Source organism: Kitasatospora sp. NPDC059827 (assembly GCF_042731675.1).
Lineage (GTDB): Bacteria > Actinomycetota > Actinomycetes > Streptomycetales > Streptomycetaceae > Kitasatospora.
Genome location: NZ_JBHWIV010000020.1, coordinates 17,915 through 36,446, shown reverse-complemented (window position 1 = coordinate 36,446; position 18,532 = coordinate 17,915). Strand labels below are relative to the sequence as shown.

Annotated in this window: 15 protein-coding genes; 4 read left to right on the top strand and 11 right to left on the bottom strand. The window is 74.3% G+C overall.

Features of this window, described 5'->3' with window-relative positions; genetic code table 11:
* The first annotated feature begins 49 nt into the window (after positions 1-49).
* The 3 genes from ACFV8H_RS15465 (at position 50) to ACFV8H_RS15455 (ending at position 3,560) form a co-directional block, all read left to right on the top strand.
* Positions 50-1,426, top strand: coding sequence for a rhodanese-like domain-containing protein (locus ACFV8H_RS15465; RefSeq protein WP_380399916.1), 1,377 nt, complete (start codon positions 50-52; stop codon positions 1,424-1,426).
* Positions 1,427-1,683: 257 nt separating this feature from the next.
* Positions 1,684-2,289 carry a hypothetical protein gene (locus tag ACFV8H_RS15460; RefSeq protein ID WP_380399914.1) on the top strand — a complete coding sequence of 202 codons (606 nt, stop codon included), beginning with the start codon at positions 1,684-1,686 and terminating at the stop codon, positions 2,287-2,289.
* 458 nt (positions 2,290-2,747) lie between these two features.
* A complete protein-coding gene (locus ACFV8H_RS15455) occupies positions 2,748-3,560 on the top strand; it encodes a sirohydrochlorin chelatase (RefSeq protein WP_380399913.1) in 813 nt (270 codons plus the stop codon).
* A 50-nt stretch (positions 3,561-3,610) separates the two neighbouring features.
* Here the strand turns inward: ACFV8H_RS15455 and ACFV8H_RS15450 are convergent, their stop codons facing one another.
* The 4 genes from ACFV8H_RS15450 to ACFV8H_RS15435 all read right to left on the bottom strand — a co-directional run bounded on the left by ACFV8H_RS15450 (position 3,611) and on the right by ACFV8H_RS15435 (position 6,999).
* The gene (locus tag ACFV8H_RS15450) at positions 3,611-4,657 is read right to left on the bottom strand and encodes a hypothetical protein (RefSeq protein WP_380399911.1); all 1,047 of its coding nucleotides are present in this window, start codon (positions 4,655-4,657) and stop codon (positions 3,611-3,613) included.
* The gene (locus ACFV8H_RS15445) at positions 4,639-5,910 is read right to left on the bottom strand and encodes a hypothetical protein (RefSeq protein ID WP_380399910.1); all 1,272 of its coding nucleotides are present in this window, start codon (positions 5,908-5,910) and stop codon (positions 4,639-4,641) included. Before ACFV8H_RS15445 ends, ACFV8H_RS15450 begins: the two co-directional genes overlap by 19 nt.
* 49 nt (positions 5,911-5,959) lie before the next feature.
* Positions 5,960-6,280, bottom strand: coding sequence for a chaplin family protein (locus tag ACFV8H_RS15440; protein ID WP_380399908.1), 321 nt, complete (start codon positions 6,278-6,280; stop codon positions 5,960-5,962).
* Between the two features lie 257 nt (positions 6,281-6,537).
* Entirely contained in the window at positions 6,538-6,999 is a 462-nt protein-coding gene (locus ACFV8H_RS15435) for a hypothetical protein (RefSeq protein WP_380399906.1), read from the bottom strand.
* A 327-nt stretch (positions 7,000-7,326) separates the two neighbouring features.
* On the opposite strand from ACFV8H_RS15435, the gene ACFV8H_RS15430 reads away from it, so the two are divergent.
* On the top strand, positions 7,327-7,758 hold the full coding sequence (locus ACFV8H_RS15430) for a sortase domain-bontaining protein (RefSeq protein WP_380399904.1): 432 nt from the start codon (positions 7,327-7,329) through the stop codon (positions 7,756-7,758).
* A gap of 79 nt (positions 7,759-7,837) precedes the next feature.
* On the opposite strand, the gene ACFV8H_RS15425 is transcribed toward ACFV8H_RS15430, so the two are convergent.
* The 7 genes from ACFV8H_RS15425 to ACFV8H_RS15395 all read right to left on the bottom strand — a co-directional run bounded on the left by ACFV8H_RS15425 (position 7,838) and on the right by ACFV8H_RS15395 (position 18,471).
* Positions 7,838-9,469 (bottom strand): AMP-binding protein, encoded by a 1,632-nt coding sequence (locus tag ACFV8H_RS15425; RefSeq protein WP_380399902.1) that lies wholly within the window; start codon positions 9,467-9,469, stop codon positions 7,838-7,840.
* 139 nt (positions 9,470-9,608) lie between these two features.
* Positions 9,609-9,848, bottom strand: a complete 240-nt coding sequence (locus ACFV8H_RS15420) for a chaplin (protein WP_375883566.1) — start codon at positions 9,846-9,848, stop codon at positions 9,609-9,611.
* Positions 9,849-9,940: 92 nt separating this feature from the next.
* Positions 9,941-10,297: a hypothetical protein gene (locus ACFV8H_RS15415; protein ID WP_380399900.1), complete on the bottom strand. Its 357-nt coding sequence runs from the start codon at positions 10,295-10,297 to the stop codon at positions 9,941-9,943.
* Positions 10,294-12,894, bottom strand: coding sequence for an Hsp70 family protein (locus ACFV8H_RS15410; protein WP_380399898.1), 2,601 nt, complete (start codon positions 12,892-12,894; stop codon positions 10,294-10,296). Before ACFV8H_RS15410 ends, ACFV8H_RS15415 begins: the two co-directional genes overlap by 4 nt.
* Positions 12,895-12,925: 31 nt before the next feature.
* Positions 12,926-13,687, bottom strand: a complete 762-nt coding sequence (gene grpE, locus ACFV8H_RS15405) for a nucleotide exchange factor GrpE (RefSeq protein ID WP_380399896.1) — start codon at positions 13,685-13,687, stop codon at positions 12,926-12,928.
* On the bottom strand, positions 13,684-14,109 hold the full coding sequence (locus ACFV8H_RS15400; RefSeq protein ID WP_375883557.1) for a hypothetical protein: 426 nt from the start codon (positions 14,107-14,109) through the stop codon (positions 13,684-13,686). The genes grpE and ACFV8H_RS15400 overlap by 4 nt, the downstream gene beginning before the upstream one ends.
* 132 nt (positions 14,110-14,241) lie before the next feature.
* On the bottom strand, positions 14,242-18,471 hold the full coding sequence (locus tag ACFV8H_RS15395; RefSeq protein WP_380399894.1) for a hypothetical protein: 4,230 nt from the start codon (positions 18,469-18,471) through the stop codon (positions 14,242-14,244).
* Between the last annotated feature and the right edge of the window lie 61 nt (positions 18,472-18,532).

Below are 18,532 nucleotides of genomic sequence, written 5' to 3'. Positions count from 1 at the left end.
AAACCGCGCCCGCACCGTGGCGCCCGGCGTCGCCCAGGAGGAAAACCCCATGTACTTCGCCCAGTTCTACCTCGACTGCCTCTCCCAGGCCTCGTACCTGATCGCCGACGAGCGCACCGGCCGCGCCGTCGTCGTCGACCCGCGCCGTGACGTGGAGGAGTACGTCGCCGACGCCGAGGCCCACGGCTTCACCGTCGAGGCCGTCATCAACACCCACTTCCACGCCGACTTCCTGGCCGGCCACCTCGAACTGGCCGATCGCACCGGCGCCTGGATCGGCTACGGGCAGCGGGCCGAGACCGAGTACCCGATCCGCAAGCTCAGCGACGGCGAGCGGATCGAACTGGGCGACGTCGCCCTGCAGATCATGGAGACCCCCGGCCACACCCCGGAGTCGATCAGCATCCTCGTCTTCGAGCAGCCCGATGACACCGTCCCGTACGGGGTGCTCACCGGCGACGCCCTGTTCATCGGCGACGTCGGCCGCCCTGACCTGCTCGCCTCCACCGGCGTCACCGCCGAGGAGCTCGGCGCGATGCTGTACGACAGCGTCCACCGCAAGCTGATGGGCCTGCCCGACGAGACCCTGGTCTTCCCCGCCCACGGCGCCGGCTCGGCCTGCGGCAAGAACCTCTCCACCGAGAAGCGCTCCACCATCGGCACCCAGCGCCGCACCAACTACGCCTGCCGGCCCATGGACCAGGACACCTTCGTCCGCATCGTCACCGCCGGCCAGTCCACCGCCCCCGCCTACTTCGGCCACGACGCCGCCCTCAACCGGCAGGACCACCCCCTGCTCGACCCCGGCACCGCGGCCCGCCCGCTGTGCCCCGAAGGCCTCAAGGAGGCCCGCGCCGCCGGCGCCGTCGTCCTCGACGCCCGCAACCCCCAGGACTTCGCCGCCGGACATCTGCGCGGCGCCGTCAACGTCCCCATCGACGGCCGCTTCGCCGAACAGGCCGGCACCGTCCTCACCCCCGACAGCGACATCGCGATCATCGCCCCGCAGGACCGCGAGAACGAGGTCATCACCCGCCTCGCCCGCATCGGCTTCGACCGCATCGCCGGCTACCTGCGCAACCCCGACACCGCCCTACCCGCCCTCGCCGACCACCTCACCCCCGCCAGCCGCCTCACCGCCGACCAACTCCGCACCGCCCTCACCACCGACCAGCCCCCCACCGTCCTGGACGTCCGCACCTGCGGCGAACGCGAAACGGGATTCATCGAAGGCTCCCTCCACATCCCCCTGACCGAACTCCCCACCCGCCTCGCCGAGATCTCCACCGACCACCCCCTCGTCATCCACTGCGCCAGCGGCCACCGCTCCTCCATCGCCGCCAGCCTCCTGCGCCACCACGGCCACCCCGACGTCTCCGACCTCCTCGGCGGCTACCACGCCTGGCACACCCTCACCCACCCCTGACCGCAGCCACTTCGGCACCGGGGGACTGCCCGGGGGTGCGAAGGGCCTGGCCCGTAGAACGCGCGGGGGGTCTGCCCTCACGGGCACGGCCTGGGCGAGTCTGCACGGACCGTCCGGGCGAGCACGGTCCGATGGGCAAGACCACCTCGTGGGGCTGGCGTTTCGCGGATTCGGTGGCGTACGACCGGGGGCTGCGGGATCGTCGTTCCCAATGCCCCTCGAAGAGGCTCGGGGTAGAAGGTTGTTGGAGGAGCGTCATGGATGAGCGGCGGACGTTTTCGACGGGCGAGTTCGGTGATTTGCACAAGGGCGCGGTTGGTGTGCTCCTGGCTGACGGCACTGTCCCCCGCCCGGTGGTCTACGACACGGGCAGCAGTGGGGTAGCGCACTCCGTTTCGCAGTGGAGCGTCTACGACGGCACTCTCCGCGCGCCACGGGCGCACGCGCTGCGCGGAGTGTGCTCCTGCGGTTGGACAGGCCCTGAGCACCTGCTGGATTGGGACGACACCGATGACCCGAAGTTGGACCGGGCGCGCGTCGGCGTGGCGATCCAGTGCGAGAGCGACTGGTGGGACACGCACCTTGTCGAGGTGGAGGCGTCTGCGGTGCCTCTGCCCGAGACGATCACCGATCTGCTGAGCCAGCTGGGAGAGGAGATCGAGAAACTGGGGAACACCCAGCCGCTGGCGGCCGTACGCGCGGCCCGCAAGCTGGAGATTACCGCCGGGGACGTTGCCTTCTGGCCCGCCCGCAACGCTTGGAACGACAACAGCACTGAACAGATCGCCGCCGCCCTCGGCCTCAACGAAGCCGACGCCCGCCGTCTGCTGCACCGCTTCGGCCGCTGGAACCCCTATGCCTGAGAGGTAGTCGGGGACCCCGAGTGCGCCCGGTTCTCATGTGCTGGCGGCCCAACTGCCAATGCGCGCCGGTTCGGGCTGGAGCGTGATGCCTGTCGCGATTGCTGTCTGGTCGGAAAGGTCGGCGAGCGCTCGGTCGAAGGCAGTCGTTGTGGCTTCTCCGAAAGCGGTGATCGTGAGGGTTCGGCGTTCCGAACTGCGCCCGACCCACCATCGCCACGATCTGAAATAGCGTCAAATATTGTTCCCTGCAGCAATTTTACTCCTTCTCCAGCTGCCGTTCTCCCTGCTTCGAGTCGCACCGGGGACGTGATGTGACCCGCGCGGTGCCGCGGTCGAACCGGCCGTTCGGCGCGGGCGCGGACGCCACGCGGTGTGACGTCTCAAGAAAGATCGACCACGTACGGTAGCTTTCGCGCAGCTGACCTCTCCCCGCACCGCACGACGAGGGTGGTACCACTGTGACCGATGTCCTCGAAACGCCGTCCCGACCGATCGCCGACCCGGCTCCGAGCGCGCTGGTCCTGCTAGCGCACGGCAGCCTCGACGCCCGGTCCCGGGAGTCGACCCTGGCGCTCGCCCGCGCGGTCGGCCGCTCCCGCGCGATCCGGGTGGAGGCCGCGTTCCTCCGCCACGCCGAGCCGACGGCACGTCAGGCACTGCACACCCTGGCGGAGGACGGACACGAGCAGGTGGTCGTGGTGCCGCTGTTGCTGACCTCCGCCTACCACGCCCGGGTCGACCTGCCCGAGGCACTGTCCGAGCCCCCGGCCCGCGCGCCGATCGTGACGCCGGTGCTGGGCGGAGCCTCCGGGGCGCCCGACGAGCGGGTGGTCAGGGCCCTACGGCGCCGACTCGCCGAGCTGGGCATGGAGTTCGACGCCGTGGTGCTGGCGGCGGCGGGCAGCAGCGACCTCGGAGCGCATGCGGCGGTGACCGCCACGGCCTCCGCGCTGGGCGCGGAGCTCGACCTGCCCTGCCGCGCGGCCTTCGCGTCGACGACGCCGCCGACTCCCGGCGAGGCGATGGAACAGCTGCGCCGGGACGGCGCGCGCCGGATCGCGGTGGCGTCCTTCTGCCTCGCGGCCGGCCTGCTGTACCGCGTGACCGCCGACGCGTCGACCGCGGCCGGCGCCGTCGGCGTCACCCAGCCGCTGGGCGACGCACCCGAGTTGGTGGAACTCGTCCTGGAACGCTTCCACGGCGCGGTCTCCGGCGCCGCTGCGGGCCACCTCCGGTCACAGGCCGCCGGTGCGGAGGAGGCGGTGGGGTGAGTCGGGACCGAGGCTGCGGGGGAGGCGGGACCGACTGAGCGCGAGCGGCTTCACGGGCCGCCGGGCGACGACCGGGAGTCGACCACGGGTTCACCGCGGCGACGAGCCGGCGGGACGTCCTTGCGTGCCGGGTCGACGGGGTGCCGAGCGGCGTCGGGGGCCGGTGGGAGGAGGTCGGGGTAGTGCCGCTCGAGGAGGCGTTCGTGCTCGGGGTTGAAGTACCTGCGCCAGATGCCGACGGGGAGGTCACGGCTCGCGGGCTCCGGCAGGGCGGTGAGGGCCGCGGGCGGGTGCGGGTGGCCGATCGCGGCCAGCAGGCGGTACAGGGCGCGGTCGCGGGCACCGTCCGTGCCGCCCTGTGCGGAGCCGGTGAGTTCCTCGTGGGTGAGCACGCACACGGCGGGGTGGTGCAGCAGCCACCCGCAGCGCCGGGCTTCGCTCATGCCGGGGAAGCCGGGGTCGGTCAGGGCCAGGGTGATCCTGGCGTCCATGCCGGGCAGGGCGTTGACGATGTCGCGGTAGACGAGGTGTTCGGGCAGGGTGCCGACGTCGCCGGCGGGGTGGGAGAGCATGCGGATCAGTTCGATGATGCGGTCGCGTACGTCGCGGTGGTGGTAGACGATCGGCGGTCGTGCGCGGGCGTGCCACGTGCGCAGGAGGTCGGCGTCGGCGCGTTCCAGGTCCAGGCTGTTGACGTACCAGCAGCCGCGGCCGGGCAGGAGCCGGTGCAGGTCGGTGTCGGGGACGCGGGACAGGCGCTCCTGGAGGACGGGGTCGACGGGTGACACGGCAGTGACCGGCTGGCCCAGACGGGTCCACCAGATCCGCCACAGGGCGGCCACCGCCAGCTGGAAGGCGGTTTCGAGCTCCTGGTGGTGGTCGTGCTGCCCGCGCAGGAGTCGGGCGGCCTCGGTCTGACCGTAGGCGGCGCGGAGCACGGGGGAGACCTCCCCGGGGCCGGGCCCCGCGTCATCGCCGTCGTGCGGGAAGCCGGCCATCGTGCCCTGGGGGGCGTACCCGAGTGCGGTGGTGATGCGGGCGAGCAGGGGGGTGCCGCTGCCGCGCAGCGAGACGACGATCAGCTGGGGCGCGGACACGGGAGGTCTCCCTGGGGCGAGGAGGTGGATGGGCGGAGGGCGGAACGCGGGGTGAGGAGCAGGTCCTCGTAGGTGTGGTGGCGCCGGGTGCGGACCCGGTCGTGCAGCAGGGCGGCCGCGCGGGCGTGCTCGCCGGTGTCGACCAGAGCGCGGGCGAGGGTGTCCTGGACGATCTCGCGTTCCACCCGTACGCCGCCGATCCGCTCCACGCGCTCGGCCAGGAGGGTCAGCAGGTCGACGGCCTCCTGCGCGCGGCCCGCGGTCACGTGGGCGAGGGCCCGGACGACCGGGGCGAGGACCTCGCGGTAGTCGGGGCGCTCGTCGTCGGCCGCGCGCCGGGCCAGGGTCTCCAGTTCCTCGGTGGCCGACTCGACGGCCAGGGCCAGGGCGAGGTTGAAGGTGTGGAAGATCTCCGCCGTCCCACCGGGCCCGGCGAGCAGGGCCCGTACGTGGTCGAGGTGGCAGCGCCCGGCGGGTTCCTGGCCGGCCAGCAGCAGGCGCCAGTTCGTTGCCGACCGCATGCCCACGTCCGCCCGCCCCAGCACCAGGTCGGCGCGTCGGCGGGCGTCCGCGAAGTCCCCGCAGGCCAGGGACTGCAGGGCCGCGTGCCAGTTGAGGTGCTTGAACTGCACCGCGTGCGGGTCGGCGGCCAGCCACCGATCGAGGAACGCGGTGGCGGCGGGGCCTGCTCCCGACTCGTGCTCGGCATGGGCGCGGGCGTGTACGGCGAGGCCCGCGCGCGGGTGGCCGGCCAAGGTGCGCTCGGCCAGCTCCAGGGCCTCCTGGGCCCGGCCCTGCTCCGCCCGGACCCACGCCAACCGGCCCGCCCACGGCCAACTGTCCGCACCGGCCAGGGCGTACTGCCGCTCGACCAGCGCATCGCCGTACGCGCGGTAGTCCGCGTCCCCGCAGGCGTGGAAGGCGTCGAGCAGCAGGGAGGCCACCTCGTCACCGGGCCAGCACCCGAAGTGCGTGACCAGGTGATCGGCCGTCAACCGGAACTGCCGGTGGGTGTACAGGAAGATCCCGTACACCAGGCTCGCCGACCGTGGGCCGGCGGCCTGCGCGTCCTGGTACGCGGTCACCAACTCCTCGCGCAGCGCCTCGTCGCTCAGGCCCGCGCCGGTCGCCAGCACCAGCAGGGCCCGCGCCACACCCAGCCGGGGCCGCTCGGCCACCCAGTCCCGCACCATCGGCACCGCGCGGCCGCTCAGCGCCGCCAACTCCCGGACCGGGAGGTCGTCCAAGGTCACGTCCGCCACTTTGGCACCGTCCGCTCCACGCACCGTCGGACCGGCCGGATCAGACGCTGGACATGAAGACGGCGGTGCAGACGATGCCGGTGCTCCCGCAGTGGTTGCGGGGCAGGCTCAACGGCAGGCCGAGCTGGTTGCCGGTGGCCGCCCCGCTCTGGGTGGCGGTGTCGCCGACGGCCGTCGTCCCCCCGTACGTGGTGCAGGAGTTGTCGAACACGGCGTTCCCCGCGCCGAGGACGGTGGCGTGGGCGACGCCGGCCGGGACCAGGGCGGCACCCATGGCCGTTCCCGCGAGGGCGAGACGCCTGCCCGTGCTGTACCCGCCGTGCCCCGTGCCCTGCCGTCCCGCACCCGTGACCTTGCTCATCGCACTCCCTCCTCGACCGCCCCCGGCGAAGGCCGGCGCGGTGTCCACGCGGACGCCCGGGAGATCACCCGGGACCACTGCTCGGCCCAACGAGGGAACTTCCGTCCGGATACGCACGATCGAGGCGTCGGCCGGTCCGGGAAGGGCGCGTGGCCTTGCTGCGCGCCCCCGTCGGACGCTGGGGGCGCGAAAGGGGGTGAGGATCCTGGCCGAGGGGGTGGACCGGGACTGCCTGCCGCCGCCCGTTCGTCGGGTGGTCAGGGGGTGCCGGTCTCCGCGGCGGTGCGCAGGCGGCGGATCTCCGGGTTGCGGCGCAGGTCCGGGAACCCGGCGCAGAGCTCGCGCACCACCTCGGCCAGGAACATCCGTGCGGCCTCGGCGAGTTCGGCGTACGCCACGGTGCCCGTCGCGCCGCGCTCCTGGCGGATCCGGACGGTGTCGTCCCGCCGTTCGAAGCGGTACTCGCCCGCGCCCCCGGCGGCGGAGTAGCGGGCGCGCTTGGCGGTGGCGAGGGCCCGGGCTGCGTCGAAGAGGCCGAGCGCGAGGTCCAGGACCGGGCCGGTGCCGCTGAAATCGGCGCCGTCCAGGCGGAAGGTGTACGGGCCCCGGAAGGCCTCGTAGGTGAGGTCGTAGAGGTCGGCGGTCGCGAAGTCCATGGTGGCGTTCGGGCCCCGGTCGGCGCCGCCGGTCCCGGCGGGGGAGAAGGAGAGATCGATCATGGTGTGGTCCGTTGCGAAAGGGGGGCGGGGGGATACGGCGGAGGGGCGGGGGGGGCCGCCCCCGCCCCCCCCCCCGGGGGGGGGGCCCCCGGCGGCCAGGGCTCCAACTGCTGCCCGGAGCCACCCGTGATCCCCAGTACCCGTGTCCGTCCCCGCCGCCGCGCCAGGCTCCTCGCTGCCGCGGCCGCCGGTCTCGTCGCCCTCGGTGCCACGGCCGCCTGCAGCCAGCGTGCCGACCTGCCCCCGGAGCCCAAGGTCACCAGCACCTCGGCCGCTTCGACCCCCGGTGCCGTCGCACGGGCGTTGCCGAAGGCGCGCCCTACCGGGATGAGGATCGAGGCGGCCGGTGTCGACAGCAGGAAGATGGTCGACCTCAAGCTCGACGCCACGGGCGAGCTCGGTGTTCCGGATCCCGACACCGACGCGAACAGCCCCGGCTGGTGGACCGGGAGCGTCACCCCGGGTGAGACCGGGATCGCCGTCCTGGTGGCGCACTTCGACACCAAGCACGGCCCTGCCCTGATGAAGGACGTCGAGAAGGTCAAGCTGGGCGACACCGTCGTCGTCCCGCGCGAGGACGGCAGCACCGCGGAGTTCCGGATCCGTGAGATCCAGAACGTGAACAAGAAGGACTTCCCGACCGACAAGGTCTACGGTGCGACCGACCACGCCGAACTCCGCCTGCTGACCTGCGGCGGCGGGATCGAGCACGGGCACCGCACCGACAACATCATCTTCTACGCCGACCTCACCGCGTAACGCGCGCCTCCCACGGGCGGCGGATCGGCGACGCCGCGGCCCGTCCCCGTCCGGGGGCGGGCCGCGGGCGTTCCCGGGGTCAGAGGCCGAGGATGCGCAGCGCCTGCGCGCGCATCTCGACCTTGCGGATCTTGCCGGTGACGGTCATCGGGAACTCCTCGACCACGTGCACGTAGCGCGGGACCTTGAAGTGGGCCAGCCGCCCGGCACAGTAGGCGGCCACGGCCTCGGCGGTGAGCGGCTCGGCGCCCTCGCGCATCCGGATCCAGGCCATCAGCTCCTCGCCGTACCTGGGGTCGGGGACGCCGATCACCTGGACGTCGAGGACGTCGGGGTGGGTGTAGAGGAACTCCTCGATCTCGCGCGGGTAGAGGTTCTCCCCGCCGCGGATGACCATGTCCTTGATCCGGCCGGTGATGGCGAGGTAGCCGTCCGCGTCCATCACCGCGAGGTCCCCGGTGTGCATCCAGCGGGCCTCGTCCACGGCCTCGGCGGTGCGCTCGGGCTCGTCCCAGTAGCCGAGCATGACGGAGTAGCCGCGGGTGCACAGCTCGCCGGGCTCGCCGCGCGGGACGGTGCGGCCGGTGGCCGGGTCGACGACCTTGACCTCCAGGTGCGGGCCGACCCGGCCGACGGTGGAGACCCGGCGCTCGACCGGGTCGTCGGTGCGGGTCTGGGTGGAGACCGGCGAGGTCTCGGTCATGCCGTAGCAGATGGACACCTCCGCCATGCCCATCCGCTCGATGACCTCCTTCATCACCTCGGCCGGGCAGGGCGAGCCGGCCATGATGCCGGTGCGCAGGCTGCCCAGGTCGTAGCGGTCGAAGTCCGGGTCGGCGAGTTCGGCGATGAACATGGTCGGCACGCCGTACAGCGAGGTGCAGCGCTCGGCGGCGACGGCGGCGAGGGTGGCGCCGGGTTCGAAGGAGGGCGCCGGGATGACCACGCAGGCGCCGTGCGAGGTGGCGGCGAGGTTGCCCATGACCATGCCGAAGCAGTGGTAGAAGGGCACCGGGACGCAGATCCGGTCCTGCTCGGTGTAGTCGAGCAACTCGCCCACGAAGTAACCGTTGTTGAGGATGTTGTGGTGCGAGAGGGTGGCGCCCTTGGGGAAGCCGGTGGTGCCCGAGGTGTACTGGATGTTGATCGGGTCGTCGGGGGCCAGCTCGCCCTGGCGGGCGGCCAGCGGGGCCGGGTCGGCGGCGCGGCCGACGGCCAGTACCTCGTCCCAGGCGGGGCCGCCGAGCAGCAGCACCCGCTCCAACCCGGCGCAGCGGGGCCGGACTTCGCCGATCATCCCGGCGTAGTCCGAGGTCTTGAAGCGCTCGGCGGCGACCAGCAGCCGGATCCCGGCCTGGTTCAGCACGTACTCCAGCTCGTGCGCCCGGTAGGCCGGGTTGACGGTGACCAGGACGGCGCCGAGCTTGGCGGTGGCGTACTGGGTGAGCATCCACTCCGCGCAGTTGGGGGCCCAGATGCCGACCCGGTCGCCCTTGGCGATGCCGAGCTCCAGCAGGCCGAGGGCCAGCGCGTCGACGTCGGCGGCGAGTTGGGCGTACGTCCAGCGGCGGCCGGTGGGGCGGTCGACCAGGGCGTCGCGGTCGGGGAAGGCGCGCACCGCGCGGTCGAGGTTCTCCCCGATGGTGTCGCCGAGCAGCGGGACGTCCGAGGCCCCGGAGGCGTAGCTGCGCTGGGCGGGCGGTGTCGGCACGGGCGGGCTCCTGGGTGCGGCGGTGCGGGACAGGGGACCATGCTCGCGGTCCCCGGCCCGCGCCGCCACCCCCGAACGGGGGTACCGGCACGGCACCGGGGCCGCCCGTCGGCTGCGACGGACGGCCCCGGTGCGCGGGTCAGGCGTTGATGCAGGTGTTGCCGAAGGCCGGGTTGAGGATGCTGATGACGCCGATCGAGTTGCCGCAGACGTTGGCCTCGAGGTTGATCGGGATCTGGATCTGGTTGCCGGAGAGCACACCGGGCGAACCGAAGGCGACACCGTTCGCGGTCGCGCCGCTGGCGGCGGCGGTGCCGGCACCGGCGATGACGGCCACCGCGGCGAGCGCGGTGGCGGCGAGGGTGGTGCGAATACGCATTGCGTCACTCCTTGAGAGGGTGGCGGAACTCCGTGTGACGATCACACTCGCACCGATCGAACTCCACGGCAGGCCGGAAGCGGCCGAATTGGTCACCCCGAGGGCGTGTCGCCCTCCCGCCGGCCCTCCCCCGGCTCCGCGCCCGGCCCGCCGAAGCCGGGCACGCTCAGTGATCCCAGCAGCTCCCGGGCGGGTTCCAGCCCCGGTTCGGCCTCCAGCGCGCGGTGCAGCAGGCCGAGCGCGAGCGCCCGCTCCCCCGCCCCCAGCGCCGCCAGGGCCCGGTTGTAGTCGATCCGACCGGCGTAACGCAGCCGGAACAGCACGCCCAGGTCCTCCCGGCAGGACGGGCAGCCCAGCGACCGCCGGTCCGCCGGGACCTTGCACAGCGGGCAGCGGACGTCCGGCTCCTCGGGCGCTCCGGGCACGGCAGGTACGTCGGGAGTGGTCATCGCGGACCGGCCTCCTCCGGGCGCACCGGGCCGAGCGACTCGGCGGCCGGCTCACTGCCCAGCTCCCGCTGCGCCTGGGCGTACAGCGCCAGCAGGTTCGACATGTGGGTGTTGACCGCCTCCATGTTGGGCGCCTCCACCGCCTCGTCCAGGCCGCGCAGCTCCGCCATGATCCGCTGCCCGAGGGCCGGCGACACCATGTTCTGGTTGACGTAGATGTTGCACATGGTGAGCATCCGGAAGGTGTGGCCGAGCGAGTCGCACAGCTCGTCCGCCTTCTGGGCCGCGCGCATCGCGCCCTCCCAGTCGGCCGCCTCCCGGCGCAGGCGCAGCTCGGCGGCCACCGAGCGCAGCCGGTCCAGGTCGCTCGGGTCGAGGTGCTTCTCGCAGTAGTGGATGAACAGGCTCAGGTAGGCCTCCGAGCCACGCACCCAGCGCTGCGCCTTGAGCTGGCGCTGCGCCCGCTCCAGCGCCTCGTCCACCGACCGGCCGCGGGTCTGCCCGGCCGCCAGGTCGTCCAGGGCCTCCATCAGCCGCTGCGCCTCGCGCATCTCGGCCTCGGTGAGCTCGCCGCCCCAGCGGTCGGTGAAGGACTCGATCTGCCGCTGCTGCTCCTCGACCTGCACCTTCAACTCGGGGTCGAGGGTGACCCGCTCCAGCTTGACGGTCTTCTCGGCGCCGCCCTGGATCCGCACCGACAGGGTGATGGTGCGGTCGCGGTCCAGGCCGAAGGAGACCTCCACCGGGGTGCGGCCGCCGAGGCCCTCGGGCAGGCGGAGGGTGAGGTGGCCGATCAGCTCGTTCTGCTGGGCGATCTCGTGCTCGCCCTCGTAGACGGCGATCTCCAGCCGTTGGCGGCCGCTGCCGGAGACCGCGAACTCCCGGCCGACCGGCGAACTGGTCGGGTAGCTGGTGTTCTTGGGGATCATGACGGCCAGCCGGCCGTCGTTGAGCTCGATGCCGAGGTTCTTCGGGGTGATGTCGAAGGGGTTGGTGACCTGCATCAACTCGCCGCAGCCGGAACAGACTTCGCTGCCCGGTGGGTTGACGGTGGCGCAGGAGGAGCAGCGCAGGCCGACGTCCTCGGCGGCGGTGGAGGACACCTTGGTGTGGCCCGGGGCGGCCGAGTTGAGTGGCTCACCGCACAGTTCGCAGGCGGTGACGCCGGGGGCGGCCGGGGTGCCGCACCGCGGGCAGTTGTCGGCGCGCAGCGCGGTGGTGGCCTGGGACTGCTGCGGGATCCTCGCGCCGGAGCCGGCCGAACCGGACCCGGCCGAGCCGTCGGCGGCCGAACCGTCCATCTCCTGGCCGCACTTGGGGCAGGCCGACACCCCGGCCCCGACCGGGACGTGGCAGGTCGGGCAGGAGACCCGGTCGCCGCCGAGCAGGGAGGTCGCACAGTTGGCGCAGTTGGAGGCCGAGAGGTCCCCGGGGGCCCGGCACTCCGGGCACTCCACCTCGCCGACCAGGGCGGACTGCACGGCCGCGCCGAGCGCCACGCACTGCATCGGGTTGACGCCGCGCTTGATCCGGCGGGTCCCGAACACCTCGCCGAGGCGCCGCTCGACCAGCGGGATCGCGGTCGAACCGCCGACCAGCACCACCTCGTCGACGTCCCCGACGGTCAGGTTGGCCTGCATGATCGCCTTGTGGGTCAGCTCGATGGTCCGCTCGATCTGGGCCTCGATCAGCTCCTCGAAGCGGGCGCGCTCGAACTCCGTCTCCAGCACCAGCTGTCCGGCGCCCAGGCCGGGCAGGATCACCTCGGAGGACTGCTGGTTGGACAGCTCGATCTTGACCGTCTCGGCCGTCGAGGCGATCTTCGGGCGGTCCCGCAGGTCCGGCTGGTAGTCGGAGCCGTACTCCTCGCGGATGTCCTCCAGCAGCGCGGTGGTGATCGCCCGGTCGAAGTCGTCGCCGCCCAGCAGGTTGTCACCCTCGATGCCGAGCACCGAGACCGAACCGGGCACCAGCAGCAGGATGGAGATGTCGAAGGTGCCGCCGCCGAGGTCGTACACCAGGACGGTGCGGCCCTCGTCCCCGGCGTCGCTCGCCAGCCCGTACGCGAGCGCGGCGGCGGTCGGCTCGTTGATGATCCGCAGCACGTGCAGGCCGGCTATCCGGCCCGCCTCCTGGGTGGCGGCCACCTGCCGCTCGCCGAAGTACGCGGGGACGGTGATCACCGCCCGGTGGAAGGGTTCCCCGAGGCGCTGCTCGGCGTCCTGCTTGAGCCGGTGCAGGATGATCGCGGAGATCTCGATCGGGGTGTAGGAGCGGCCGTTGAACCAGACGTTGACGTCGCCGTCGGTGCCCGCGGTGACCTTGTAGTCGACCTCCTTGAGCGCCGCCTGGACCTGCGGGTCCTTGAACTTGCGGCCCATGAAGCGCTTGACCGAGCGGATCACGTTCGCGCCGTCGATGGCGATCCGGCTGCGCGCGGTCGACCCGACCAGCAGCTCGCCTTTGCGGCCGCTGCCGACCACGGAGGGCGTGGCCTCCTGGTTCTGCCGGTTGAAGATGATCTCCGGCGCGCCCCGGCGCAGGTGGGCCACCACGGAGTTGGTGGTGCCCAGGTCGATGCCGAGTGTGCGGTACATGTCGTTCCCCTCTTGCCCCTCGTGGTCCTGGCTACTTCTTGCGCTTGGCGCGCTTGGCCGGCCGGCCCGGCGCCTTGGCGTGCCGACGGGCCCGGGGCGGCACCGGCCTGGCGGCGGGGTCGGGCTCTGGCTCGGCACCGGTCGGCTCGACGACCTCGGACGCCTCCGGCTCCACCGGCTTCTCCAGCTCCACCGGCTTCTCGGACTCCTCCGGTTCGAGCGCCGCGATCCGCGGGTCCTCGACCGACGCCGACTCCGGTACCGACTCCGCTGCGGCGACCACCACTTGGGCCCGGCGCAGCACCTCCTGCTCCCAGAAGAAGCCGGTCACCACCGTCTGCAGCACCGTCTCCGGCGCCACCCCCGGGCGTACCTCGGTGCCGACGATCTCGGTCAGCGCCGGGTCCGCCGCCAGCCCCTCCAGCCGCATCGGCCGGACCCCGGCCTTGGCGAGCCGGCCGAGCAGGCGCCGACGGGTCGCCTCCAGCCCGGCGCCGCGGCCGAGCGCCACCAGCTCGCGGTCCAGCCCGAGGGCGGTCAGCGCGTCGTCCACCTCGATCAGGACGCCCAGCAGTTCCCGCTGCTCGGCCCGGGCCTGCTGCTTCTGCTCGGTCAGCTTGTTGCCCAACAGGGAGGAGCGGAAGAGCAGTTGGGTGAACTTGGCCTCCAGGTCGACGGCCTCCGCGCCCGGCGGGACCTCCAGCGGCCGGTGGCCGTCGAGCAGGGCTGCGGTCGGTGCGGTCGGCCCAGCCGGTGCGGTCGATGCGGTCGGTGCGGTCGGTGCGTCGGTCATTGCGGGACCTCGATCTGGGGCAGCACGGACAGGTCGGCCGCGTAGCGGGCGGGGACGGGCGGTTCGGGGTCGGCGCCGCCGGGGGCGGGCTCGGCGAAGTCGGCGGCGGCCTCGGCCCGGTGCAGGGCGAGCAGGGCCGGGGCCGGCGGGAGGCCGGGGCGCTCGATCACCAGCAGCGGTTCGGCCAGCGCGGGGGCGAGCAACTCGGCGGCCTGGTCGACCGGTTCGGGCGGCAGCGGCTGTTGGAGGTCCACCTCCAGGCGCCGGTCCGGGTTGCGCAGCAGGGCCGCGGCGTCCTGGATCTGCTGGCGGCTGTACCGGCCCGCCTTGAGCGCCTTTCCGACCGAGAGGTTGATCTCGCGCACCCCGGCCGTGAGCGGGATGCCCAGGACCTCGTACGGCGACGGTTCGTGCAGTGGCATGGCGGGCGGTCTCTCTCCTCACGGTCCGGACGGGGAAGGGGGGTTGGGGGTGGCAGGCTGGGCGGTGCGGTCGGTGCGGACGCGGTGCACGGGCTACGACGGCGTCGGCCGTCCGGCGGTTGCCGGGGCCGGTCAGTAGCGGCGGCCGAGCTTGTTGATCCGGTCCGCCAGGGCGCGCAGTTCGCGGTCGTGGGGATTGTGCTGGAGGGCCAGTTCCATCGCCCCCTGGGCTTCCAGGTGGTTGCCGGCATTGGCCCGGGCGACGGCGAACGAGCTGAGGACGATGCCGAGTTCGGTCTTGAGCTTGGCGGTGTCCGCCGGCGCGACGGCGAGTTCGAGCGCCTCGCGCAGCAGGCCGATCGCCTCGACGTAGAGGCGCTCCTCGTAGAACGAGATCGCCCGGCCGCGCCAGACGCTGACCATCAGGCCGCGGATCTCGGCCGAGTCGTCGTAGGACCTGGCCTTGTGGAGCATCGCGGCCTGGGCCTGGAAGGTGCTGTTCTGCATGTGGTCGATGACGTGGTTGGCGAGCAGTACCGAGACCCGGCGGCCCGCCTCGCTCGCGGCGTCGCCCTCCCAGTCCGGGTCCCAGACCAGCGCCTCCAGCATCCGGGCGAGGGCGCGGGCGCTGTCGTCGACGAAGGCGGCGGAGCGGGCCAGTTGGCGCAGCACGAAGGCGAGGCCCCGGCGGTTCTCCGGGTCGTCGTCGAGTTCGATCAGCCGCTTCCACGTCCCGACGGCTTCCTGGAGTTCCGCGTCGGAGGCGTCCACCCGGCTGAGCTGACCGGCCCGGTTGCCGAGGGCGGCGCGGAGGAAGTGCCGGGCGGTCGGGTCGCCGGGGGCGAGCTCGGCGCTCTTGGCCAGCAGTTCGAGGGCGCGCAGGTAGTCCTTCTCCTCGTTGTTGATCTTGCGGGCCCACTGGGCGTAGGTCGCGCCGAGGTCGCCGCGCACCTCCGGGTCGTCCGGGGCCAGCGCGAAGGCCTTCTCCAGCAGTCCGGCCGCGCCCTCCTGGTCGTCCGCGCTGCTCTTCAACAGGGCGCGGGCGGCCCGGACCCCGGACTCGGCGGCGACCTTGGCCACCTCGGCGGGCAGCACCAGGCCGGGGACGGTCCGGGCCCGGGCGAGGCAGTCCAGCGCCTCCCGCCAGTCCTGGTTGCGGTGGTGCTCCCGGGCCTGGCTGACCAGGGCCGCGCCGAGCAGCGACTGCCAGGCGGCGCCGCGCTCGCCCTCGGCGACCGCGTCCAGCGCGGCGACGGCGGCCGCCTGCCGGCCCTGGAGGTGCAGGTACTGCTGCGGGCCGAGCGCGCCGAACAGGCCGAGGGCGCGGCCGAGCGCGGGCCCGGAGGTGGCCCCGGGGCCGCGCCGCCAGGCGCCGACGGCCTGCTGGTAGGCCTCGCCCCAGCCGGCCAGTTCGGCGCGCAGCAGCCGGTCCAGGCCCGGGCCGAGGACCAGCCGGCGGGTCGGGCGGCCGGGCAGGGCCATCCGGACGTCCTCCTGGGCGAAGGCGTCCGCGGCGTGGGACTCCATGCCCAGGCGCAGCGTCCACGCGGTGGTCTCGTCGCCGCTGCGGCCGGCGGCCCGGTCGAGGGCGCGCAGGTCCTCGCGGAGGCGGTCGGTGAGCGCGGTGCGGGCGGCGGCGGTGCGCTGGGGGTCGGCCTCGCGGCCGGTGGTCCGGGCGGTCTCGGCCCAGAGCTCCTCGCGGTGCAGGGCGGCGACCAGGCAGCCGATCGTCCAGGCCCAGGCCTGCTCGTCGGCGGCCTCGGCCGGGGTCCCCTCGGCCGTCGCCCCCGCCGCCGTCGTCCCGGCGGAGGCCGCGAAGCGGTAGCCGGCCAGCCCGAGGGCGTGCAGCAGCCGGGGGTGGGCCGGGTCGTCGAGCAGCAGCACGCGGTAGGCCCGGTAGGCCTCGCGGTGGCGGCCCTCGACGGCGTGCTGGTGGGCCTCGTGCTCGCCGAGCAGCACCAGCGCGGCGGCGGCCTGCGGGTGGCCGGGCGCGAGGGCGAGGGCCCGGCGCAGGTCGCCGGCCGCCCGGCCGTGCTGCTCGGCGGCGAGGGCGGCGCCAGCCCGGCGGACCAGGACGGCCGCCCGGGCCGGGCCGGCCTCCTCGGGCAGATCGGCCAGGGCCTCGTCGAGGCGGCCGAGTTCGGCGCGCAGCAGGGCGAGGTCGAGCCGTACCGGTGCGGCGGCGGCGCCGTCGCCGAGCGCCTCGGCCCAGCCGGCCAGGACGGGTTCGGCCTGTTCGGGGGTGCCGGCCCGGCGGGCGCAGTCCAGGACGGCGCGCAGGACGGGGCCGGTGCAGTGGGTGCAGCGGGGCGAGGCGGATCCGGCCGGGGCGTGCAGGTGCTCGGCGCAGGCCTCCCGGCCGCAGCCTCCGCAGGCGCCGGTGGCGGGGCGGGCGCAGGCCGCGCAGGCGCCGACCGGGTCGGCGGCGGACCCGGCCTCGTAGGAACCGGCGGCGGACCCAACCGCGGGGGCGGTGAGGAAGTGCCGGTACCAGTCCAGTGCGGCGGCCCAGTTGCCCGCCCGTTCGGCCAGCAGGGCGCGCAGCCGGGCGAGCGCCGGGTCGCCGGCCGGGTCGGGGTCGAGCGGACCGAGCAGCGCGATGGTCTGCACCGGACGGCCCGCCAGCAGGGCGGCGGCGGCCAGGTGGTAGCGGTCGCGGGGCGCGGCGGTGGGGTCGAGCAGCGCGGTGACCCGCTCGGTCGCGCCCTCGGCGAGGGCGAGCGCGGCGCGCAGCCGGGACTGCCGGTGGGTGAGCGCGCCGGGCAGGGCGTCGGCCAGGGCGAGCGCGGCGGTGGCGGCCTCGCGCGCCTCGGCGCGGTCGCGGCCGGTGACCAGCAGGTGGGCGGCCTCGCGCAGGGCGGCCTCGCGCAGCGCGGACCGGTAGCCGGGGGCGCCGGGGTGTTCGGCGGCGGCCCGCTGCCACAGTGCGCGGGCGGCGGCCGGGTCGGCGGCCAGCCGGGTGCGGGCGAGCCGGTCGCGGGCCAGGGCCTGGCGGACGTGCAGTTCGGGGTCGTCCAGGGGTTCCCAGCGGGCGAGGGCACCGGCCGGGTCGCCGGTGCGGGCGAGGGCGAGGCCGTGGTGGTAGGCGGCGATCCGGCTCCAGCGGGAGTCGGGTTCGGTGTCGGCCTCGGCGCGCAGCAGCGGCTCGGCCTCGGCGGCCCGGTCGGCGGCGGTCAGGGCGGCGCCGAGCCGGACCCTGGCGGGGCGCCAGTCGGGGGCCTGGCCGAGGCCGGTGCGGTAGTCGGCGGCGGCCTCGGCGTGCCGCTGGGCCCGTTCGTGGACCAGGGCGAGGCCGAACCGGGCCGGGGCGAAGGAGGGTTGGACGGTGAGTGCGGCGGTGAACTGCTCCCGGGCCTGGTCGTCGGCGCCGAGCAGCAGGGCGAGCCGGCCGAGGGCGTAGCGCGGGCGCGGGTCGCCGGGGGTCTCGGTGGCGGCGGCCGCGAGGTCGGCCCAGGCGGCGTCGGTGGCGCCGAGGCGCTGCCGGGCGAGGCCGCGGAAGAGCAGGCTGTCGGTGCGCAGGGCCGGGCCGCGGCCCCAGGGGCCGGGGTCGCCGGGGCCTCGGCGCAGGGCTTCGTCGAAGGCGGCGGCGGCTGGTTCGTCCCGGTGCGCGGTGAACAGCTGGGCGCCCCAGCGGAACCAGAGTTCGGCGCTGCCGCCGGGGGCCGCGGCGGCGAGCAGCGGTTCGGCCTGTTCGGCGCGGCCGGTGGCGTTCAGCAGGGCGGCCCGGGCGAGGACCGGCCAGTCCTGGCCGGGCAGGGCGGCGAGGGCCCGGTCGGTGGCGTGGTCGCGCTGCTCGGGAGTGCCCTCGCGGCAGAGGTGGTGGAGCCACCGTACGGTGCGGGCGGCGGTGTCGGCGTCCTCGCCCGAATCGGTTTCGGTGCCCGTGCCCGTGCCGGTGCCGGTGCCGGTGCCGGTGGCGGCGGTGGCGGCGGTGGCGACGGCCCGGAGGTAGGCGAGGACCGGGCCGAGGTCGCCGTCCGGGGCCTGGGTCCGCTCCTCGGCGAGCCGGCGCAGGCTCCAGCGGGGCAGTTGCCGGGCCGGGTCGGTGAGCAGCGGGAAGGCCTCGCGGTGCAGGGCGAGGGTGGCCTGCTGGTCGCCGGTGGGGATGGTGGCCTCGGCCTGGCCGAGCAGGGCGAGGCCGCGCTGGGTGCGCAGTTCGGCGGGTCCGGTGGCGAGTTGGCGGGCCAGCCGGGCGTAGCGGCGGCGGGCCTGGGGGGCCTTTCCGGCGGCGAGCTGTCCGGCGGCCGCGGCCAGGGCCTTGGCGACCCCGGCCGGGTCCAGGGTGGTTCGCCTACGGGCGAGCAGGACGGCGGCCGCCCCGGCCAGTGCCACCACGATCAGCAGCACCGCAAGCTGCAGCATGCACCGTCCCCCTGTGCCTCGATGTCGTCCCGCTCCATGATCAACATTCCCCGTACGACCA

Bases quoted from the DNA above. Each gene is read 5' to 3' on its own strand.
- ACFV8H_RS15460 (WP_380399914.1), top strand. From the start codon at position 1,684: ATGGATGAGCGGCGGACGTTTTCGACGGGCGAGTTCGGTGATTTGCAC.
- ACFV8H_RS15410 (WP_380399898.1), bottom strand. From the start codon at position 12,894: ATGTACCGCACACTCGGCATCGACCTGGGCACCACCAACTCCGTGGTG.
- ACFV8H_RS15395 (WP_380399894.1), bottom strand. From the start codon at position 18,471: ATGCTGCAGCTTGCGGTGCTGCTGATCGTGGTGGCACTGGCCGGGGCG.
- ACFV8H_RS15415 (WP_380399900.1), bottom strand. From the start codon at position 10,297: ATGACCACTCCCGACGTACCTGCCGTGCCCGGAGCGCCCGAGGAGCCG.
- ACFV8H_RS15420 (WP_375883566.1), bottom strand. From the start codon at position 9,848: ATGCGTATTCGCACCACCCTCGCCGCCACCGCGCTCGCCGCGGTGGCC.
- ACFV8H_RS15435 (WP_380399906.1), bottom strand. From the start codon at position 6,999: ATGATCGATCTCTCCTTCTCCCCCGCCGGGACCGGCGGCGCCGACCGG.
- ACFV8H_RS15465 (WP_380399916.1), top strand. From the start codon at position 50: ATGTACTTCGCCCAGTTCTACCTCGACTGCCTCTCCCAGGCCTCGTAC.
- ACFV8H_RS15430 (WP_380399904.1), top strand. From the start codon at position 7,327: ATGAGGATCGAGGCGGCCGGTGTCGACAGCAGGAAGATGGTCGACCTC.
- ACFV8H_RS15400 (WP_375883557.1), bottom strand. From the start codon at position 14,109: ATGCCACTGCACGAACCGTCGCCGTACGAGGTCCTGGGCATCCCGCTC.
- ACFV8H_RS15440 (WP_380399908.1), bottom strand. From the start codon at position 6,280: ATGAGCAAGGTCACGGGTGCGGGACGGCAGGGCACGGGGCACGGCGGG.
- grpE (WP_380399896.1), bottom strand. From the start codon at position 13,687: ATGACCGACGCACCGACCGCACCGACCGCATCGACCGCACCGGCTGGG.